The 18,117-nt window shown below is 52.1% G+C and carries 17 protein-coding genes; 4 read left to right on the top strand and 13 right to left on the bottom strand.

The annotated features are described in order from the left end of the window. Window positions 1–21: 21 nt before the first annotated feature. The 9 genes from atpD to KNP80_RS09340 all read right to left on the bottom strand — a co-directional run bounded on the left by atpD (window position 22) and on the right by KNP80_RS09340 (window position 6,708). Window positions 22–1,440 (bottom strand): F0F1 ATP synthase subunit beta, encoded by a 1,419-nt coding sequence (gene atpD / locus KNP80_RS09380; RefSeq protein WP_285222543.1) that lies wholly within the window; start codon window positions 1,438–1,440, stop codon window positions 22–24. A gap of 34 nt (window positions 1,441–1,474) precedes the next feature. Further along, window positions 1,475–2,332 carry an ATP synthase F1 subunit gamma gene (atpG, locus tag KNP80_RS09375; RefSeq protein WP_214719348.1) on the bottom strand — a complete coding sequence of 286 codons (858 nt, stop codon included), beginning with the start codon at window positions 2,330–2,332 and terminating at the stop codon, window positions 1,475–1,477. A gap of 36 nt (window positions 2,333–2,368) precedes the next feature. Beyond that, window positions 2,369–3,877 (bottom strand): F0F1 ATP synthase subunit alpha, encoded by a 1,509-nt coding sequence (gene atpA, locus KNP80_RS09370; RefSeq protein WP_114165153.1) that lies wholly within the window; start codon window positions 3,875–3,877, stop codon window positions 2,369–2,371. Window positions 3,878–3,895: 18 nt separating this feature from the next. Next, window positions 3,896–4,429: a F0F1 ATP synthase subunit delta gene (locus KNP80_RS09365; protein WP_214719347.1), complete on the bottom strand. Its 534-nt coding sequence runs from the start codon at window positions 4,427–4,429 to the stop codon at window positions 3,896–3,898. Next, a complete protein-coding gene (atpF, locus tag KNP80_RS09360) occupies window positions 4,429–4,956 on the bottom strand; it encodes a F0F1 ATP synthase subunit B (protein WP_021066136.1) in 528 nt (175 codons plus the stop codon). The genes KNP80_RS09365 and atpF overlap by 1 nt, the downstream gene beginning before the upstream one ends. Window positions 4,957–5,027: 71 nt before the next feature. Continuing rightward, a complete protein-coding gene (gene atpE / locus KNP80_RS09355; RefSeq protein WP_012727360.1) occupies window positions 5,028–5,249 on the bottom strand; it encodes a F0F1 ATP synthase subunit C in 222 nt (73 codons plus the stop codon). A 69-nt stretch (window positions 5,250–5,318) separates the two neighbouring features. Next, window positions 5,319–6,056, bottom strand: a complete 738-nt coding sequence (atpB, locus tag KNP80_RS09350) for a F0F1 ATP synthase subunit A (RefSeq protein ID WP_021066134.1) — start codon at window positions 6,054–6,056, stop codon at window positions 5,319–5,321. Further along, window positions 6,056–6,484: an ATP synthase subunit I gene (locus KNP80_RS09345; protein WP_214719346.1), complete on the bottom strand. Its 429-nt coding sequence runs from the start codon at window positions 6,482–6,484 to the stop codon at window positions 6,056–6,058. The genes atpB and KNP80_RS09345 overlap by 1 nt, the downstream gene beginning before the upstream one ends. Next, window positions 6,481–6,708, bottom strand: coding sequence for a hypothetical protein (locus KNP80_RS09340; RefSeq protein ID WP_021066132.1), 228 nt, complete (start codon window positions 6,706–6,708; stop codon window positions 6,481–6,483). The genes KNP80_RS09345 and KNP80_RS09340 overlap by 4 nt, the downstream gene beginning before the upstream one ends. A gap of 645 nt (window positions 6,709–7,353) precedes the next feature. Between KNP80_RS09340 and KNP80_RS09335 the strand changes: the two genes are divergently transcribed. The 4 genes from KNP80_RS09335 to KNP80_RS09320 all read left to right on the top strand — a co-directional run bounded on the left by KNP80_RS09335 (window position 7,354) and on the right by KNP80_RS09320 (window position 12,972). Then, entirely contained in the window at window positions 7,354–8,754 is a 1,401-nt protein-coding gene (locus KNP80_RS09335; protein ID WP_251132366.1) for an FAD-binding oxidoreductase, read from the top strand. A 65-nt stretch (window positions 8,755–8,819) separates the two neighbouring features. Further along, a complete protein-coding gene (locus KNP80_RS09330) occupies window positions 8,820–10,082 on the top strand; it encodes a (Fe-S)-binding protein (protein WP_214719389.1) in 1,263 nt (420 codons plus the stop codon). 182 nt (window positions 10,083–10,264) lie between these two features. Continuing rightward, window positions 10,265–11,389, top strand: coding sequence for an ABC transporter ATP-binding protein (locus KNP80_RS09325; protein ID WP_021066129.1), 1,125 nt, complete (start codon window positions 10,265–10,267; stop codon window positions 11,387–11,389). Continuing rightward, window positions 11,386–12,972 carry an ABC transporter permease/substrate-binding protein gene (locus KNP80_RS09320; RefSeq protein WP_214834595.1) on the top strand — a complete coding sequence of 529 codons (1,587 nt, stop codon included), beginning with the start codon at window positions 11,386–11,388 and terminating at the stop codon, window positions 12,970–12,972. The genes KNP80_RS09325 and KNP80_RS09320 overlap by 4 nt, the downstream gene beginning before the upstream one ends. A gap of 63 nt (window positions 12,973–13,035) precedes the next feature. On the opposite strand, the gene KNP80_RS09315 is transcribed toward KNP80_RS09320, so the two are convergent. The 4 genes from KNP80_RS09315 to KNP80_RS09300 form a co-directional block, all read right to left on the bottom strand. Next, window positions 13,036–14,196 carry a GGDEF domain-containing protein gene (locus KNP80_RS09315; RefSeq protein WP_251129002.1) on the bottom strand — a complete coding sequence of 387 codons (1,161 nt, stop codon included), beginning with the start codon at window positions 14,194–14,196 and terminating at the stop codon, window positions 13,036–13,038. 156 nt (window positions 14,197–14,352) lie between these two features. After that, complete coding sequence (gene upp, locus KNP80_RS09310; protein ID WP_021066126.1) at window positions 14,353–14,982, bottom strand: uracil phosphoribosyltransferase; 630 nt, start codon at window positions 14,980–14,982, stop codon at window positions 14,353–14,355. A 143-nt stretch (window positions 14,983–15,125) separates the two neighbouring features. Next, window positions 15,126–16,475, bottom strand: coding sequence for a glycoside hydrolase family 191 protein (locus KNP80_RS09305; RefSeq protein WP_214834593.1), 1,350 nt, complete (start codon window positions 16,473–16,475; stop codon window positions 15,126–15,128). A 359-nt stretch (window positions 16,476–16,834) separates the two neighbouring features. After that, window positions 16,835–18,064, bottom strand: a complete 1,230-nt coding sequence (locus tag KNP80_RS09300; RefSeq protein ID WP_214833661.1) for a hypothetical protein — start codon at window positions 18,062–18,064, stop codon at window positions 16,835–16,837. Window positions 18,065–18,117: the final 53 nt, after the last annotated feature.

The raw sequence follows: 18,117 nt of genomic DNA, 5'->3' as shown, positions 1-18,117 counted from the left end.
TTTCCCCCTTCCGTGTAGGTCTTAGACCAACGTCTTCGCTTTTTCGATGACGTCTTCGATTGGACCAACGAGACGGAATGCATCTTCTGGAAGATCATCGTGTTTACCATCGAGGATCTCTTTGAAGCCGCGAACTGTCTCTTTAACTGGTACGTACGAACCTTTTTGGCCTGTGAACTGCTCAGCCACGTGGAAGTTTTGTGACAAGAAGAACTGAATACGACGGGCACGGTGAACCGTGAGCTTATCGTCTTCAGACAACTCGTCCATACCGAGGATTGCGATGATATCTTGAAGCTCTTTGTAACGTTGAAGCGTCTGCTGGACGTTACGGGCTACTTCGTAGTGCTCTGGTCCGACGATGTCAGGCGAGAGGGCACGTGAAGTCGATGCGAGCGGGTCAACGGCTGGGTAAATACCCATCTCCGAAAGACGACGCTCTAAGTTAGTCGTTGCATCAAGGTGAGCGAACGTTGTCGCTGGAGCCGGGTCAGTATAGTCATCGGCTGGTACGTAAACCGCTTGAATCGATGTGACCGATCCTTTAGCTGTTGACGTGATCCGCTCTTGAAGCATACCCATTTCCGTTGCGAGTGTTGGCTGGTAACCTACAGCAGATGGCATCCGACCGAGGAGGGCTGAAACTTCCGAACCTGCTTGTGTGAAACGGAAGATGTTATCGACGAAGAGAAGAACGTCTTGTCCTTGCTCATCGCGGAAGTATTCTGCCATTGTAAGACCCGTCAAGGCTACGCGAAGACGCGCGCCCGGCGGCTCGTTCATCTGACCGAAGACCATCGCCGTTTGCTTGATAACGCCTGAGTCCGTCATCTCGTGGAACAAGTCATTTCCTTCACGCGTACGCTCACCGACTCCTGCGAATACAGAAATACCGCTGTGCTCTTGCGCGATGTTGTTGATGAGTTCCTGGATGAGAACGGTTTTACCTACACCGGCACCACCGAAGAGGCCGATTTTACCACCTTTGATGTATGGTGCGAGAAGGTCGACGACTTTGATTCCCGTTTCCAAGATTTCAACTTTTGTCGACAACTCATCGAACGTCGGTGCTTGACGGTGAATCGGTGACCGACGAACAGTCGGTGACACTTCTTTATCGTCAATCGGGTTACCGAGTACGTTGAAGACACGACCGAGCGTCTCTTCTCCGACTGGTACTGAAATCGGTGAACCTAAGTCAAGTACTTCCATGCCGCGGCGAACGCCGTCTGTTGAGTCCATCGCAATCGTACGGACCGTGTCATCGCCAAGGTGGATCGCCACTTCGAGCGTCAAGTCGACGCTGACATCTTGTGCCGATGCAGCCACGTGTGTGACTTTAAGGGCGTTATAGATGTTCGGTAAGTGGTTGTCAAACTTAACGTCGATAACTGGGCCCATGACTGCGACTACGCGGCCTTTCATGCCGTATTCGTTCATCGTGTTAGCCTCCTACAATCTAGAGGGCGTGCGCTTATTCAAGCGCAGCCGCACCTCCGACAATCTCTGTGATTTCTTGTGTGATCGCCGCTTGACGCGCGCGGTTGAACTTGAGCTTGAGTCCACGGATGAGTTCATCCGCGTTGTCTGTCGCGTTCGACATCGCCGTCATCCGAGCCGCGTGCTCCGATACTTTTGCATCGAGGAGCGCGCCGTAGATGAGTCCTTCCGCGTAACGCGGGAGAAGCGCTGCTAAGATCGTTTCTTCTTCTGGTTCGTATTCATACATCACATTGGATGCGGTCTGTTCGATATTCCCAAGCGGAAGCAATCGATCAATCTTCACTTCTTGGCTGATGACAGAGATGAATGAGTTGTAGCAGAGCTTCAATTCATCAATCTCGCCTTCACTGAACGCGCCGACCGTCTGTTTGACGATCTCTGCGACTTCAACGAATGATGGCTGGTCGTTGAGTCCTGTCATGGCACTGTACACCGGAATGTTACGGGCCTTGAAGAACTGAACGCCGACCTTCCCGATCACGTACAGACGGTACTCGTCTGTTGAATCGTGTTTGGCTTTCAACTCGCGATACACGTCACGAAGGACGCTGGCGTTGTATCCACCAGCAAGTCCGCGGTCTGACGTGATGACGATATAGCCGGTCCGTTTAACGGGACGGACTTGAAGCATCGGGTGTGTTGCGCCTGAAGTACCGCCGGCAATCGACGAGATGACTTCCTGCAACTTGGTCATGTACGGCTTGAAGTTGGCGTTGCTCCCTTGAGCGCGGTTCAATTTCGAAGCCGACACCATGTTCATCGCTTTCGTGATTTGCTTCGTGCTTTGGGTCGAGGTGATCCGCATCTGGATCTCACGTAATGATGCCATTTCGATTCACCACCTTAATAGACGCTCGTCACCGGATTAAACCGATGGCGAGAACGTCTTTTTGAATTCCGTAAGCGCATCGACCATCGCCTCGTCAGCAGGAAGGTTTCCTGTTTGACGGATTTCACGGCAGAGGTCCGCACGGTTTTGGTCGAGCCATGCGTTCATTTCTTTTTCGAAACGACGGATGTCTTCGACTGGGACATCATCGAGATGACCTTTCGTGAGTGCGTAGATGATGATAACTTGCTTGTCGACCGAGAGCGGTGCGTTCAAGTCTTGTTTCAAGACTTCAACGGTACGTTGTCCACGGTTGAGCTTCGCTTGTGTCGCTTTGTCGAGGTCCGACCCGAACTGGGCGAACGCTTCGAGCTCACGGTATGACGCGAGGTCAAGACGGAGCGTACCAGCAACTTTCTTCATCGCTTTCACTTGAGCCGAACCACCAACACGCGATACCGAGAGACCGGCGTTAATCGCTGGACGTACCCCTGAGAAGAAGAGGTCCGACTGAAGGAAGATTTGACCGTCTGTGATCGAGATAACGTTCGTCGGGATGTACGCCGAGATATCCGACGCTTGTGTCTCGATGAACGGAAGAGCTGTCAATGAGCCGCCGCCGAGTTCGTCGTTCAACTTCGCCGCACGCTCAAGAAGGCGTGAGTGGAGGTAGAAGACATCCCCTGGGTAGGCTTCGCGGCCTGGAGGACGACGGAGAAGAAGCGAGAGCTCACGATAAGCTGCCGCTTGTTTCGAGAGGTCATCATACACGACGAGGACGTGTTGTCCGCGGTCCATGAAGTACTCACCCATCGATACCCCAGCGAATGGTGCGAGGTAAAGAAGTGGGGCTGGCTGTGAAGCCGATGCCGAAACAACGATCGTGTAATCGAGAGCGCCGTTTTGACGGAGCGTCTCAACTACGCCACGGACAGTCGATTCTTTCTGACCGATTGCGACGTAGATACAGATCATGTTTTCTTCTTTTTGGTTGATGATCGCATCGATTGCGACCGAAGTCTTACCAGTTTGACGGTCACCGATGATGAGCTCACGCTGACCGCGACCGATTGGTACGAGGGCGTCAATCGCCTTAATCCCAGTTTGGAGCGGTTCGTGAACTGACTTACGGGCCATAACGCCGTAAGCTTTACGCTCGATCGGGTTGTATGTGTCCGTCACGATCGGTCCGAGACCGTCGATTGGTTGTCCGAGTGGGTTGACGACGCGTCCGAGGAGCGCTTCACCGACTGGAACTTCCATGATGCGGCCCGTACGTTTTACCGAGTCGCCTTCTTTGATGCCTTTGTAGTCGCCAAGGATGATAATCCCGACGTTACCTTCTTCTAAGTTTTGCGCCAAGCCCATTACGCCGTTAGAGAACTCTACGAGTTCCCCCGCCATAACGTTATCGAGTCCGTATGCACGAGCGATACCGTCACCTACTTGAATGACTGTACCTGTCTCACTGACTTCGATTTCAGAACCGTACGAAGCGATCCGCTCTTTTAGCAGGGCGCTGATTTCTTCAGCTTTGATCGTCATTGAATTCACCCCTATTTCTTACGCATTCAACAATTCACGCTCGAGGCGTGTTAGTTTGTTTTCGATTGTGTCATCATACGTCGTGTAGCCGATTTGGACACGGAGTCCACCGATGACGTCTTCATCGACGACGTTCTTCAATTGAAGTGTCTTGTTCATCTTCTGTCCGAAGACGAGTTCGACTTCTTTCAACTCTGTTGCCGACAACGGGTAAGCACTCGTGACGAACCCTTCGGCGATGCCACGGTAGTCATTGATGTAATCAAGGACGTAGCGCGACAAGCCGCGAACTTCGCTCGCACGGTCGTTTTCGACCATGACGAGAAGTGTGTTGAGCACGATATCTGTCATGTCACCAAAGCTATGTGTTAAAAGCTGTGCAAGCTCGCTGTCACTGATTGCCGGATTCTCTAAGAGATTCGCAAGTTCAGGAGTCGCGTGGAGCACTTCATCGAGCAGACGCACTTCCGCTTCGACTTGGTCGAGCGCGCCTTGTTCCCGCGCTAAGTCGAAGAGCGCTTTGGCATAGCGTTTTGCTAACGATGTGTTCATCAGTTAGCACCTTTCGCTTTAGACAGGAAGTCTGTAACGAGGGCACGTTGTTTCACTTCGTCGCCTTTAAGGTCTGACTGAAGGACGTGGCGTGCGGCCGAGAGCGCCTGTGTGACGACTTCGGTCTGGAGCGATTGTTTCGCGAGCTCACGCTCACGTTCGATCGCTTTACCCGCCTCGATTTTGATTTGTTCGGCTTCCAAACGCGCCTGCTCCACCAAACGTGCTTGTTCCGCTTCTGCTTGACGACGGCTTGAATCAAGCATTTCTTTCGATTCTGTCCGTGCTGCGCTGAGCGCGTCACGTTGTTCGACTACATATGTTTCCGCATCTTTGCGGCTCTTTTCAGCGAGTTCAATTTCGTTCGCTACATACTCTTCACGCTGTCTCATCATTCCAAGGAGTGGTCCCCAAGCAAATTTCTTCAACAGGGCCAAGAGTACGAGGAATGTGAAAAGTGTAAAGATCATATCCAGGATGCGGAGGCCTTCGCCACCAGCACCAGCTGCAATCATCATCGTATCCATGCATACCCTCCTCTTGACTAAATAAGTGAGGGAGACACGCTCCCTCTTACGTTGTTCTCGTTAACTCGTAATCAAGAGTTGAGGAGAAGGAAACCGACAGCCACACCGATGATCGGGAGGGCTTCAACCAAACCGATACCGATGAACATTGTTTGACGAAGTTCGTTTTTGAGTTCTGGCTGACGTGCTTGTCCTTGTACTGTTCCGTATACGATGAGACCGTTACCGATACCCGCCGCGAGTGCTCCAAGACCGATAACGAGTGCTGTTGCAAGAAGATTGAGTTGTTCCATTGTGTATATTCCTCCTAAAAGTTAAGTAAATAGTTTTTTTGTTCAACGCTTTGGCGAGACCTGCCCGAATTAATGCTCGGCAGAAGCTTTATGCCCGATGTACACCATTGCAAGCGTCAGGAAAATGTAGGATTGGATAACCCCGATAAAGATTGAGAAGCCTTGCCATAAAATCATTGGGAGAATTGCGAACACAGCACCGAGTGGGTTAAGTGCCCCTTCTGCGGTAATTGCGAGTCCCAAGATGATGGTAATCATGATTTCACCGGCAAAGATGTTACCGTAAAGACGCAGACCGAGCGTCAAGGTGTTCGCGAACTCCTCGATGAGCTTGATCGGCAATAAGAACCAGACCGGCTTCACGAATTCCGCCGAGTAGTGCTTCAAACCGTGTAGCTTCACGCCGTAATAGTGCGACATTGCAACGACGAGTGTCGACAATGCCAACGTGACGTAAGGATCGGCCGTCGGTGAGTTGAACCATAGATAGTGACCAGAAATGACGTTAAACGGTAGACCCATCAAGTTCGAGAAGAGAATGAACAAAATCAACGTCATTCCAAACCCGATGAAACGGCCCCCAGTCTTCCAGTCCATCGCACTTGAGATAATCCCGCGTGTGAATTCTGCGAAGAATTCCATTAAGTTCTGCTTACCAGTCGGCTTCATAGCCAAGCGTCGCGTTCCCCAAACGGCAAACGTAAATACGAGTAGTGATGCGATCAGCACCGTAATGACGTTCGTCCAGCTCCCATATAACGTATAATCTCCGAGTTGTAGAGAATATGTGGGAAACTCATGACCCATTAGTATTCACCTCTTTTCCTGCTGAGCTGGGCAAGTGTGAACTCGCCAAATTGTATGATGTGGCCGGCGATTAGACCAGTTACCACCGCAATCAGCGATACTCGATCCTCATAAAAGAGACCGACTATCACGGCTAGTGCACCGACTGCCATTCTTGAAACAGTCCCGTGCGACTTTGGGCGTCGTCCATGTTCGATGACGTCAAACATCCGAATGACGCTTCGATTCTGCATATGTAGAATAATGAGACTGGCGACCCCACCTAGGAACAAGCCGAGAAATACCGGTTTGTACATAGGGACGATGAGCGCTCCGATGAGGAGAATGGCGAACCATCCGATAAACCACTTCGTATAGCGTTTCATCAACTGCTTTTGTGCTTTTCTGTCTGCTTGCACTTGTTGTAGTTCCTTTTGTTCTAGCTTCATTCGTCCTCTCCTGTCAGTAAACTTCGAAGGGTGAGAACAAGCGCCGTGATTCCGAGAGCCATCCCCAGAAACACCGACACATTCCAACCAAACGTGCCCCAAAACTCACGTCTCGCCCCGTATTGGCCAACGAGATAACCGATGACGATCGGTCCAGCGAGCGCGGTCGAAATTTGAGAGGCGAGCGAGGCGTAGGATAGGTAACGATTGTCTTTTTTCGTCATCCTGATCCTCCTTTCGAGCTGCCGAGCTTTCCGTCTTCTCCATCGAATTCACACTCGCGTGACCATCAAAAGTCACACAAGTTCAGAGTACTGGAAATGGCATAAGAAGTCAATGAATTTCACAATTATAAAAGCGCTTTAAATCAAGGTGTATCAAGGCTTTTACGCAGTTCACAAACTAAATTAAAATCGCTAAATTTTAAAAAAGTATGAAGAAACGGTGAAATAAAAATGTTGACTTTATAACATTTCACATTGCGAATCAGATGAAGAATAGTTCAGTTATACCTCCACGTTTTGGAAAACACAATGACAAACGGCTTACGTTCACAAAAGGTTTTGAAACGGACGTTGACCCGATTTTGAAATCGTTTTCATCTTCCTGTATCAGTATACCGATTATCTTTTTGTCATGTCGAGGGGTTCTGACGAATTTGTAGTGATGAATCTCACAGGGCGATTTTTATCGTCCACACGTCTGGAAATCCCTTCCCATCAAGCCGAAATGGGTGGACAATACCAGTTCGAATGGCTACGATTACGATGTAAGCGCTATCTAAAAATGTGTCGATTTTGTGACTTTCGAAACCGACGCCCGCATCATGAAAATTTTGATGCATGTGAGGAGGAACTACCATGGACTGGATGAATCAATTACGTGAGGAAATCGGTGCCGACGTCGTCTTCACGGACCCGACGACCCGACTCGCCTATTCGTTTGACGCGACACCTAACTATCAAGCGATGCCCGACGCCATCGTCGCCCCCCGCTCGACCGAACATGTACAGACTGTACTACGGCTGTGCCATACATACCGCATCCCAGTCGTCCCCCGTGGGTCGGCGACGAACCTTGCTGGCGGGACGACGCCGCTTTCTGGTGGTGTCGTCATAGATTTCCGCCATATGGACCGCATCCTCGAGATTGATGAGAAGAACTTGACGGTGACGGTCGAGCCGGGCTGCATCACTGTCCATCTAGCGCAAGCCGTCGAGGCGAAAGGACTGTTCTACCCGCCGGATCCGAGCTCGATGAAAATCTCGACGATTGGCGGCAACATCAGCGAGAACTCAGGTGGGTTACGCGGATTGAAATACGGTGTGACGGCCGATTACGTGCTCGCGCTCGAGGCGGTGCTCCCGAACGGGGATGTCCTCCATACGGGCGGCAAGCTCGCCAAGGACGTGGCCGGGTACGATTTGACGCGTCTCCTCGTCGGCTCGGAAGGGACACTCGCCGTCATTACGCAAGCGACACTCAAGCTCATCCCGCTCCCCGAGACAAAACAGACGATGCTCGCTTATTTCGAGGACTTGGACAGCGCGGCCCGAACAGTGAGCCGCATCATCGAGAATCGCGTCATCCCGGCGACGCTTGAGTTCATGGACAAGAAGACGATCGAGGTCGTCGAGGCGTATGCGAACATCGGATTGCCGACGGACGTCGGCGCTCTCCTTCTATTAGAACAGGACGGCCCGCGTGACGTCGTCCGACAAGACATCGAGGCGATGCATGCCGTCTGTCTAGAAGAAGGGGCCTTGTCGGTCGAAGTGGCCCGAGACGAGGCGCATGCTGAGACGCTCCGCTACGCCCGGCGCATCGCCTTGTCCGCCCTCGCCCGACTCAGCCCGACGACGATTTTAGAGGATGCGACCGTGCCACGGAGCGAGATTGCCGAGATGGTCCGGCGCATCGAAGCAATCGGACAAGCGTATGATATTCAAATCGCCACGTTCGGTCATGCCGGGGACGGCAACCTGCACCCGACGGTCGCGACCGATGCCCGGAATCATGAGGAGATGGAACGTGTCGAGGCGGCGTTCGCTGATATTTTCGCCGCCGCGCTCGACCTCGGCGGGACGATTACCGGCGAGCATGGGGTCGGGGCGATGAAAGCCCCGTATCTCGAATGGAAGCTCGGTACGGCCGGGATAGACGTCATGAAAGGCATCAAGCTCGCCTTCGATCCGCACGGCATCATGAACCCGCAGAAGATGTTCGCCAAAGCGGCGAAAAAACGCATCGTCCAAGGAGGTAAATCATGAAGCAGACGCCCGAACTCGCCAGCCGCATGACCGAGAAGCTCGACTATGAAGAGATGCTCGGCTGCATGCGCTGCGGTTTTTGCCTGCCGACTTGCCCGACATATATCCGCTCGAAAGACGAGTCGGCCTCCCCGCGCGGCCGCATCGCCATCATGAAAGGTGTCGTCGACGGATTGATTGAACCGGACGAGGGCGTCGAAAAGACGCTCAACGAATGTCTCGGTTGTCTCGCCTGTGAGCCGGCATGCCCGGCCGGGGTACGCTATAGCGTTCTGCTCGAGGACGCACGCGCCGCCATCACCGAACATAAACGTGCGACCGGGCAGATGCCGGTCCGCGAACGTCTCGTCCGCAAAGTCGTCTTTGACGGGCTGTTCTTGAATAAGGCGAAGATGGAGACGGCGACGGGCTTTCTCCGCTTCTATCAACAGTCTGGCGTCCAGACGCTCACTCACAAGCTCCGCATCCTCGATTGGTTCCCGGACCAGCTCCAGAAGATGGAGACGATTTTACCGACGGTCCCGCCGAAGACGGAGCGACGTCGACGTCCAGAGCGAATCCCGGCGACGGGAGCGACAACGGCCCGAGTCGCCTTCTTCAGCGGCTGTTTGATGGACACGATGTTCTATGAGACGAATGCCAACACGATTAAACTGCTCCAAGCGGCGGGCTGCGACATCGTCATCCCGAAAACGCAACAGTGTTGCGGGGCCTTACATGGTCATGCCGGTGAACAGACGGGCGCCGTCACGCTCGCCAAGCAGAATATCGCAGCGTTCGAGGCCGAGGACGTCGATTACATCATCACGAACGCCGGCGGTTGCGGTGCGTTCCTCGTCGGCTATGACCATCTGTTAAAGCACGACCCGGAATGGGCCGAACGCGCGGAACGGTTCACGGCCAAGATTAAAGACTTCGCCTCGACTTTGATTGAGGTCGGCTTCCTCGACCGCGTACCGCTCTCCCTACCGGAGCAGCTCATCACGTACCAAGACTCGTGCCACCTCCGCAACGTGCAAAAAGGGGCACTCGCCCCACGGGTGTTGCTTCAGGCAATCGAAGGCGCCGTCTATATCGAACAGAAGCATGCCGACCACTGCTGTGGCTCGGCCGGCGTCTACAATCTATTGCAACCGGTGATTGCGAACGACATCCTCGAGATGAAGATGGGTCACGTGAACGCCACGGCGGCACAAACGATTGTGACATCGAATCCGGGCTGCCACATGCAGATGCAGCTCGGCATTCAAGAACACGGGACCGACTCGATGCGCGCTGTCCATTTGGCAGATTTACTCGTCGAGGCGATGGATATTCATGTAAACTAACGTATTGAGAGGAAGACACTGGCTACACGTGTCCTCCTCTCTTTTTCATTTCGAATAAAAATGACAATAATAATCCCCGCTTTATCAGAGGTTCAAACTCTTTTTTCGAAAAAAATGTTTACAATCATCTAACAACGGGCATATAAGATTATGTGAAAATAATTATTGAAAAGGGTGACTGCATGATTGAGTTTAAACAAGTCAAGAAAACGTTCAAACAAACGACCGTCTTGAAAGAGATGAATCTCACAATCAACAAAGGTGAGCTCGTCGTCTTTATCGGCCCGTCCGGCTGTGGGAAGACGACCTCGTTGAAAATGATTAACCGCTTGATCGAGCCGACGGAAGGCACGATTATCGTCAACGGCCAAGACACACGCAAAATGGATCCGATCGAATTGCGGCGCCAGATGGGCTATGTCATTCAACAGACCGGCCTCTTTCCGCATATGACGATTCGCGAAAACATTCAATTGATTGCGAGCCTCGAAGGACATGCCGAACAAGACATGGACGCACGCACCGAACACCTTCTCCGTATGGTCGGCCTCGACCCGGACCAATTCATCGATCGCTATCCGAGCGAATTGAGCGGCGGTCAGCAGCAGCGTATCGGTTTCGCCCGTGCCCTCATGAACGACCCGGAAGTCATTTTGATGGATGAACCGTTCAGCGCCCTTGACCCTGTCACTCGAAACGATCTCCAAGAAGAGCTGTTCAATCTTCAAGAAGAAGTGAAAAAGACGATTGTGTTCGTCACCCATGATATGGATGAGGCGATCAAGCTGGCCGATCGCATTTGTATCATGCGCGACGGGGAAATCGTCCAATTCGATACTCCGGAACAAATTCTCCGGAACCCGAAAGACGAATACGTCGAGTCGTTCATCGGGAAGAATCGGATTTGGAACAGCCCTGAATTCATTAAAGCGAAAGATATCATGATCACCGATCCGGTATCAATCAGCGGGAAACGGACGGTGCTTCAAGCGATTGAAATCATGCGTTCACGTAAAGTCGACAGCCTGTTGATCACCGACCGTGATCGCGTCCTCCAAGGACTCATCAAATTGAAGGACGTCCACAGCATTCAAGACAAGACGAAGCGACTCGAGGAAGTCATGAATACGAATTACGCCTTCGTCTCAATCGAGGACTCGCTTCTCGACATTTTAGACGTCATGAACACGAGCGACCAAGGGTACCTCCCCGTCGTCGACGGTTCAATACTTCACGGCTTGATTACACGCAGCAGTTTGCTTTCCGTCCTCAGTGAGCAATTCATGCAAGAGGAGGAAACGCTATGAACGCCATTCAATCATTTTTCGATTACTTCACGAACAATACCGATCAAATCGGGACGCTCTTGCTCGAACACTTACAACTAACGGTGTTCGCCGTCTCACTTGCGGTCCTGTTAGGGGTACCGCTCGGGATTCTCATCTTACGGATTCCGCGCCTCGCGAAACCGATTCTCGGGCTGACGAGCGTTGTCCAAGCCGTACCAAGTTTGGCTCTCCTCGGTTTCCTCATCCCGTTCATCGGAATCGGGTCGACGCCGGCCATCATCATGGTCGTCTTATACTCGCTCCTCCCGATCGTGAAGAACACGTACACGGGCCTCTCGAGCATCCCGGGTGATACGCTCGAGTCAGCTAAAGGGATCGGCCTAACCGACCGTCAGATTTTGAGTAAGATTCAGCTCCCGCTCGCGCTCCCGATCATCATGGCCGGGATTCGCATCTCGGCGGTCACGGCCGTCGGACTCATGACCATCTCCGCGTTCGTCGGAGCCGGTGGTCTCGGCTATCTCGTCTTCGCCGGGATTCAGACCGTTGACAACAACCAAATCCTTGCCGGTGCCATCCCGGCCGGTCTGCTCGCACTGTTGATTGATTTCATCGTCAGCCGCATCGAGTACAAGGTCGCACCGAACGGCATCGTCCTCGCGGATGGCCGGATGAAGAAAAAGACGCGTCGTTCGGCGAAGAAAGTCACGAAACCACTCATCGTCATCGCGACGGCGTTCGTCCTACTCCTCGCCGGTTCGATTTTTGCCTTCACCCGTGAAGATGACACGATTGTCGTCGGATCGAAAAACTTTACCGAGCAATTGATTCTCGGGAACATGGTCGCCGACTTGATTGAAGACAAGACAGACCTCGATGTGAAACGTCAATTGAACCTCGGCGGGACCCAGGTCGCTTTCAGCGCCCTACGGACCGGTGAGATTGATACGTACGTCGAATATACGGGCACGTTGTTCGTAGATGTATTGAAGCAAGAAGTCGAGAACGACCCGGACGTCGTCTACGACAAAGTCGTGACACAAGTGAACGAACGTTTCGATATCCGCACGCTCGATCCAATCGGCTTCAATAACACCTACGCCATCGCCGTCAAACAAGAAGACGTCGATAAATACGGTTTAAAGACCATCTCAGATCTCGCTGCGGTGAGTGACGAGCTCGTCTTCGGTCCGACAATCGAGTTCTCGAACCGTGAAGACGGATACCTTGGCTTGAAAGAAGCGTATCCGTTCAACTTCCAGGACGTGAAACCGGTCGACGGCGGACTCCGCTATACGGCACTCATGAACAATGAGAGTAACGCCATCGACAGCTTCTCGACCGACGGCTTGCTTAAACGCTTCGATTTGACCGTCCTCGAGGACGACAAACAGTTCTTCCCGCCGTATTACGCGGTCCCAATCGTCAGTGAAGAGACGCTCGCCGAGCATCCTGAGCTCGCGGACGTATTGAACTTGCTGAGCGGGAAAATCACGGACGAGACGATGCAAGAGCTCAATTATCTTGCTGACGTCGAGAAACAACGTCCGGAGAAAGTCGCCCGCGACTTCCTCATCCAAGAAGGATTGATTGAACAATAAACCTATACGAAAGACGACCCTCCCGTTTGAATCGGGAAGGTCGTCTTTTTTCTGTGTCCGCTTTTAACCTACGTTCGTCGCCTGGCCGACCGAGACGCGGTTGCGCCCACTCTGCTTCGCCTGATAGAGGGCTTGGTCGGCCGCCTCAATCAAGTCGGTCTTATCGCCACTTGGCGTTGGCGCATGTTCGGCGACGCCGATGCTGACACTCACTTTTCGCAACGGGGTGTACATTTCGTGCACGATGTTCAGTTTGAGCACCGCCTGCCGAATCCGTTCCGCGATTTCTTTCGGTTGGCGCGCGTGACGTGGCCGCAGGAGCACCGCGAACTCTTCGCCTCCATAACGTGCCGTCATGCCGTCTTCCCCGACCGCCTTGTCGATCGCGTTCGCCACCCGTTCGAGGCAAGCGTCTCCGGCCAAATGGCCGTATGTGTCGTTATACGTCTTGAACGCATCAATATCAAGCAAAAGGAGCGCAAGCACGTCTTCGGTATCGGTCGCTTCGTCCCACATCCGTTCTAACTTCTCGTCAAAAGCTCGACGATTCCAAATCCCGGTCAAGGCGTCATGGAGCGAGCGATGGATGAGCGCTTGTTTGCTGCGCTCGAGCCGGAACGTATGCATGAACGTCATCAACAGCAACAATGCGATGCCGACGACGATGAAGATGACCCATTTCGCTGAATTCGAGGCAGTTTCACTCCGAAGCGTGGCTTGTTGGATGATGTTGTCGATGTCTTCACGAAGGGCCGCATCGACGTCTCGGAACTGGTTGATATAATCGATGCCACTATAGCGACGCGCGTTCGCGGGGATGACATCCCCCGCCTCGATGAGTTCGATTTGCGACGCATGAAACGCCTCCATTTTTTGAATGAGCGGCAACGCCTCGTCTTGAATCAATTCCTGCATAATCGGATGACGCTCGTCGAGTTCACGAATAATACGAATCGTCTCCTCCAATGATTGTTTCGTCGCCTCATACTGTTCGAGCGACTGCGCGTCTTGGTTATATGTATAGCCCCGAACCGATAGCTCTTGGTCGAGCAATAGCCGAAACAGCTCCGAGACAGCGTTCGAAATCGGGATGGCTTCCTCGACAATCCGTCGATTTTCCTGCTCGATGTCCTGAAACGCGCTATAGCTCCAGACGCTCGTCAAAAACAACGCCATCAAGGAGATGAGTAAGTATCTTTGCAGTAGCGAGAATTTAGTCTTCATCGTGTCTCTTCCCTTATCCCGACGTCGGACCGACTTACGGTCTCTTCCTCTTCTACTATCGGCCGTCTCTTCGATCGTCTCAACTAATTTGAATCGATTGGTGCACATCCCCACAAAAAAGAGAGGATCACCAGGATCCTCTCATCGGGTTCATGCTTATTTCGTTCCGAACAGACGGTCACCTGCGTCACCGAGTCCTGGTACGATGTAGCCGTGGTCGTTCAACTTCTCGTCAAGTGCGGCGAGATAGATTTCGACGTCCGGGTGTTCGGCTTGAACACGTTCCACACCTTCAGGGGCTGCACAGAGGCAAGCGAGCTTAATCGACTTGGCACCGTGCTTTTTAAGCGCGGCAATCGCGTCGGCTGCTGAACCGCCTGTCGCGAGCATCGGGTCGACGACGATGAAGTCACGTTCTGTGACGTCCGTCGGCAACTTGAGATAGTATTCGTGCGGCTCGAGCGTCTCTGGGTCACGGTATAAACCGATGTGACCGACTTTGACGTTCGGCATCATTTTGAGGAAGCCATCCACCATGCCGAGGCCTGCCCGTAAAATTGGGACGATTCCCAATTTTTTGCCGGCAATCATCTTCTGTGTCGATACAGAGACCGGTGTCTCGATTTCCACATCAGTAAGCGGAAGGTCGCGTGTAATTTCATATGCCATGAGTGACGAAACCTCGTCTACGAGTTCACGGAACTGCTTCGTCCCCGTCTCTACTTTACGCATAATCGTCATCTTGTGCTGAATCAATGGGTGGTCATAAACGTGTACTTTGCCCATCATGCTTCACTCCTCTCTCAATCTCTCTTGAGCATTGTACCCTAACTTTTCTGAGAAAGGTAGGGTCAACTTCTGTTTTTTAAGAGGTCAGACGAAACCCGAAGAAACGAAATCGATCCCTCGGAGTTCAGGTGACACATGGTTTAGAATTTGAAGAAATTTAAGAAACCGGCCGTCTTGTGTTTCACTTTTCCGCACATGTTTCCTTTGGCGGCGTGATGGTCGTTAGACGAGCTGTGCTTGCCGGCATGCTTTTTAGCATGTTTTTTGGCATGCTTTTTCGCCTTCTTCTTCTCTTTTTTGTCTTTCTTCTCTTGCTTCCAGTCAGCTTTTTCTTTTTCTTTCGACTCGGTCGGTTTGTCCGTCGAGGCATCTGCTTTCGGAGCTGAGACTGGCTTTGTGACAGGCTTTGTCGCCGTTTCTGTTACAGGCTTCGTCGTTGTCGTCGCAGCCGGTTTCGTTGCTGTCGTTGTAGTTGGCTTCGTTGCAGTCGTTGTAGCTGGCTTCGTCGTTGTCGTTTCAGCTGGCTTCGTCGTTGTCGTTGTAGCCGGTTTCGTTGCTGTCGTTGTAGTTGGCTTCGTTGCAGTCGTTGTAGCTGGCTTCGTTGCAGTCGTTGTAGCTGGCTTCGTCGTTGTCGTCGCAGCTGGCTTCGTCGTTGTCGTTTCAGCTGGCTTCGTCGTCGGTGCTACTGCGACCGGTGCCGGCGTCGTATCCTGTGTACGCGTCACGAGACCTGCGTTCCAGTTCACGTAAGCATCCGCTTCGTGGAAATGGATGAACCCAGAATCTTTGGCGAGCTTGTGGCTGTCCGCGCTAAGACGTGTCGAAATCGTGAGCGTCTTGACCGAATGCTTCGCGTCGACTGCTTGTAATTTCTTAATCATGTTTTGTGACCAAGCGTCGCTCTTGATCGTGTCGGCGTTGAAACTCTCCCACATGATGCCGTCAACGTAAGGTGCCGTTGACGTTTCTAACGTGTCAAAGCCCCAGTTTTGGACCATGGCGATCTCACCATAGCGGGCCCGTGCTTGCTTCAAGAAGTTGACGAGTCCGTCACGTTGCTGTTTGAGCACGGTAGGATTGTTCAAATGTTCGTTATCGATATCACCGACCGTATCCATGAACACGCCATCGATGCCTTTGGCGACGACTTGGTTCTGGATTTCCGTGAGGAGCAACCCTTGGAAGTGCGGTGAGGCGATGTTCGTCAAGTATGAATCCCATTCCGAGTAATGGACACGTTGTCCGTTACGCGTAAAGAAGTCACCTGACTGAAGTTTTGACATGAGACCTGTGTTCCATGTCGCGACTTCCATGACGCTAATATATCCGAGTACTTTTGTCCCGCGTGCTTTGATTTGCTCCACTTGCGCTTTCGTGTAATGAAGCGGTTCAATAATGACGAGGTCATAGTTTTGCATATCTTTCAAAATCGCTGCCGTTGGATGGCCATAATACACTTGATAGTTCTTCACACCGTCGAGTGGGTTCATGGTTTGTGCCCCCGTTTTAGACATGTTCAGACTAACAATCAACAACACTACCATTAGAGACATAATTAACTTTTTCAATTTCACTACCCATTCCTCTCCTGATGACTGACAAAACGTGGTGACGGACGATGATGGTTGAATGGAGTTGTGTCTCGTGGCTCCCCCTTTTCTTATATTCAAATGACGAGAAGGTTAGTGCTGTGTGTTTTATGGATGTATCGGATTCGTGTATGTAATGTTGAACCTTCGCAAAAAAAATTATAGGATAGTTTTTTACGAAAACATAGTGTCAATTTGAAAACAAAAACCCGTCTCACGACATGAAAGTGTCATGAAACGGGAAAAAAATAGTTTTTAGCTTATATGTAAGTGTCCAGTAATTCCTCTAATTCCAGTTGATCAATCAAATAAACCCGCTTCGTCTCGACGTCCATCAGTTGAAGGGTATCTTTCTCTTCCTCGATCCAAACGTCGAACCGTTGCTCGGTCAACTGCTCATATAACGCGAGCGTTCCCCGGCGTTCGCCCGTCGGTGCGGCAGTCGTCGTCTTCACGCGGGACAACAGTTCGAACAGTTCACGCGTATTCGGGCCACCAAGATGAGCCGTCTTCGTCTCCGTCTCGTATGTCGCCAAACGCATCGCATCTTTTTGCTCCGATGTGATCGTCAATTCACCGGCGCCTGGCCGTTGGACGGCCACCCATACCTCAATCACGGTATCATAACGAGTCGATAAGACGGCAGAGTCCTGCTCCGAGACGTCTTCGATCGGCTCATCTGCGAGCACGATTCGCTTCAAGAGCCGCCGTCCTTCGGCATCTAAATTAAAGACGGCTTCCATCGAGTCGATTTGCACGTACTCACCCGAAAGCGAACTAGGTAACACGGTTCGGTCCCGCGCCTGTTCTGTACCCATCTGGAGCGTAATCCGTTGATCGGCCAACTGGGTCAAGAACGCCACGCCTTCATTCTTACCGCTCTCGAAGACGAACAGTCCCGGCTCAATAAACTGTCCCGTCTCGGCACCGTCTTTATAGACGTGATAGGTGACATGAAGCGCGCCACGGTCCGGTGTGTGGTACCGGAATACCGAACCGGGAACAATCGTCTCATGCGTCTCGTTGACCGCGAAGGCGCGCGCCACGGTCGTGACGTCTGGTTCAGGAATGAACGATAGCGTGTTGCCGACATCGACCTCCCTCGGTTCTGACCCCGCCGCGGACTCGAACGCCTCAATGGCATCGGTACGGAAGACGCGCTCATTTTGTTCGTTGCTGTTCAAACAAGAGACGTAACGCTCGTCCCCGCTCCGCCAATATTTGACGGTCTTACTACCTAATTCGTCATAGAAGGGGTGGCGGAATGTGATAGCCGCCAATTCGGCCCGACGCGTCGGCAACACGTCTGTCGGTTGCCGCTCACAGTAATTCAACAATCGCGTCTTCAACGCAGACGTCAACGGAATGTCTCGGTCTTGTTGAATTGCATACGTCGACAGCGGTCGTAAATTGAGCGCATTGATTTCATTCGCTCCGCAGCCACTTAATAGTACGGCAGCCAAACTTATCAGACCAATTGCGTTTTTCATCCCGCCCCCTCCTTTCACATTTATTTGGATTGAATCGCCTAAATTTTTCTTTT

It is taken from the genome of Exiguobacterium sp. E4787 (assembly GCF_018618375.1).
Lineage (GTDB): Bacteria > Bacillota > Bacilli > Exiguobacteriales > Exiguobacteriaceae > Exiguobacterium > Exiguobacterium chiriqhucha.
This window is presented reverse-complemented; position numbering and strand designations above follow the sequence as displayed.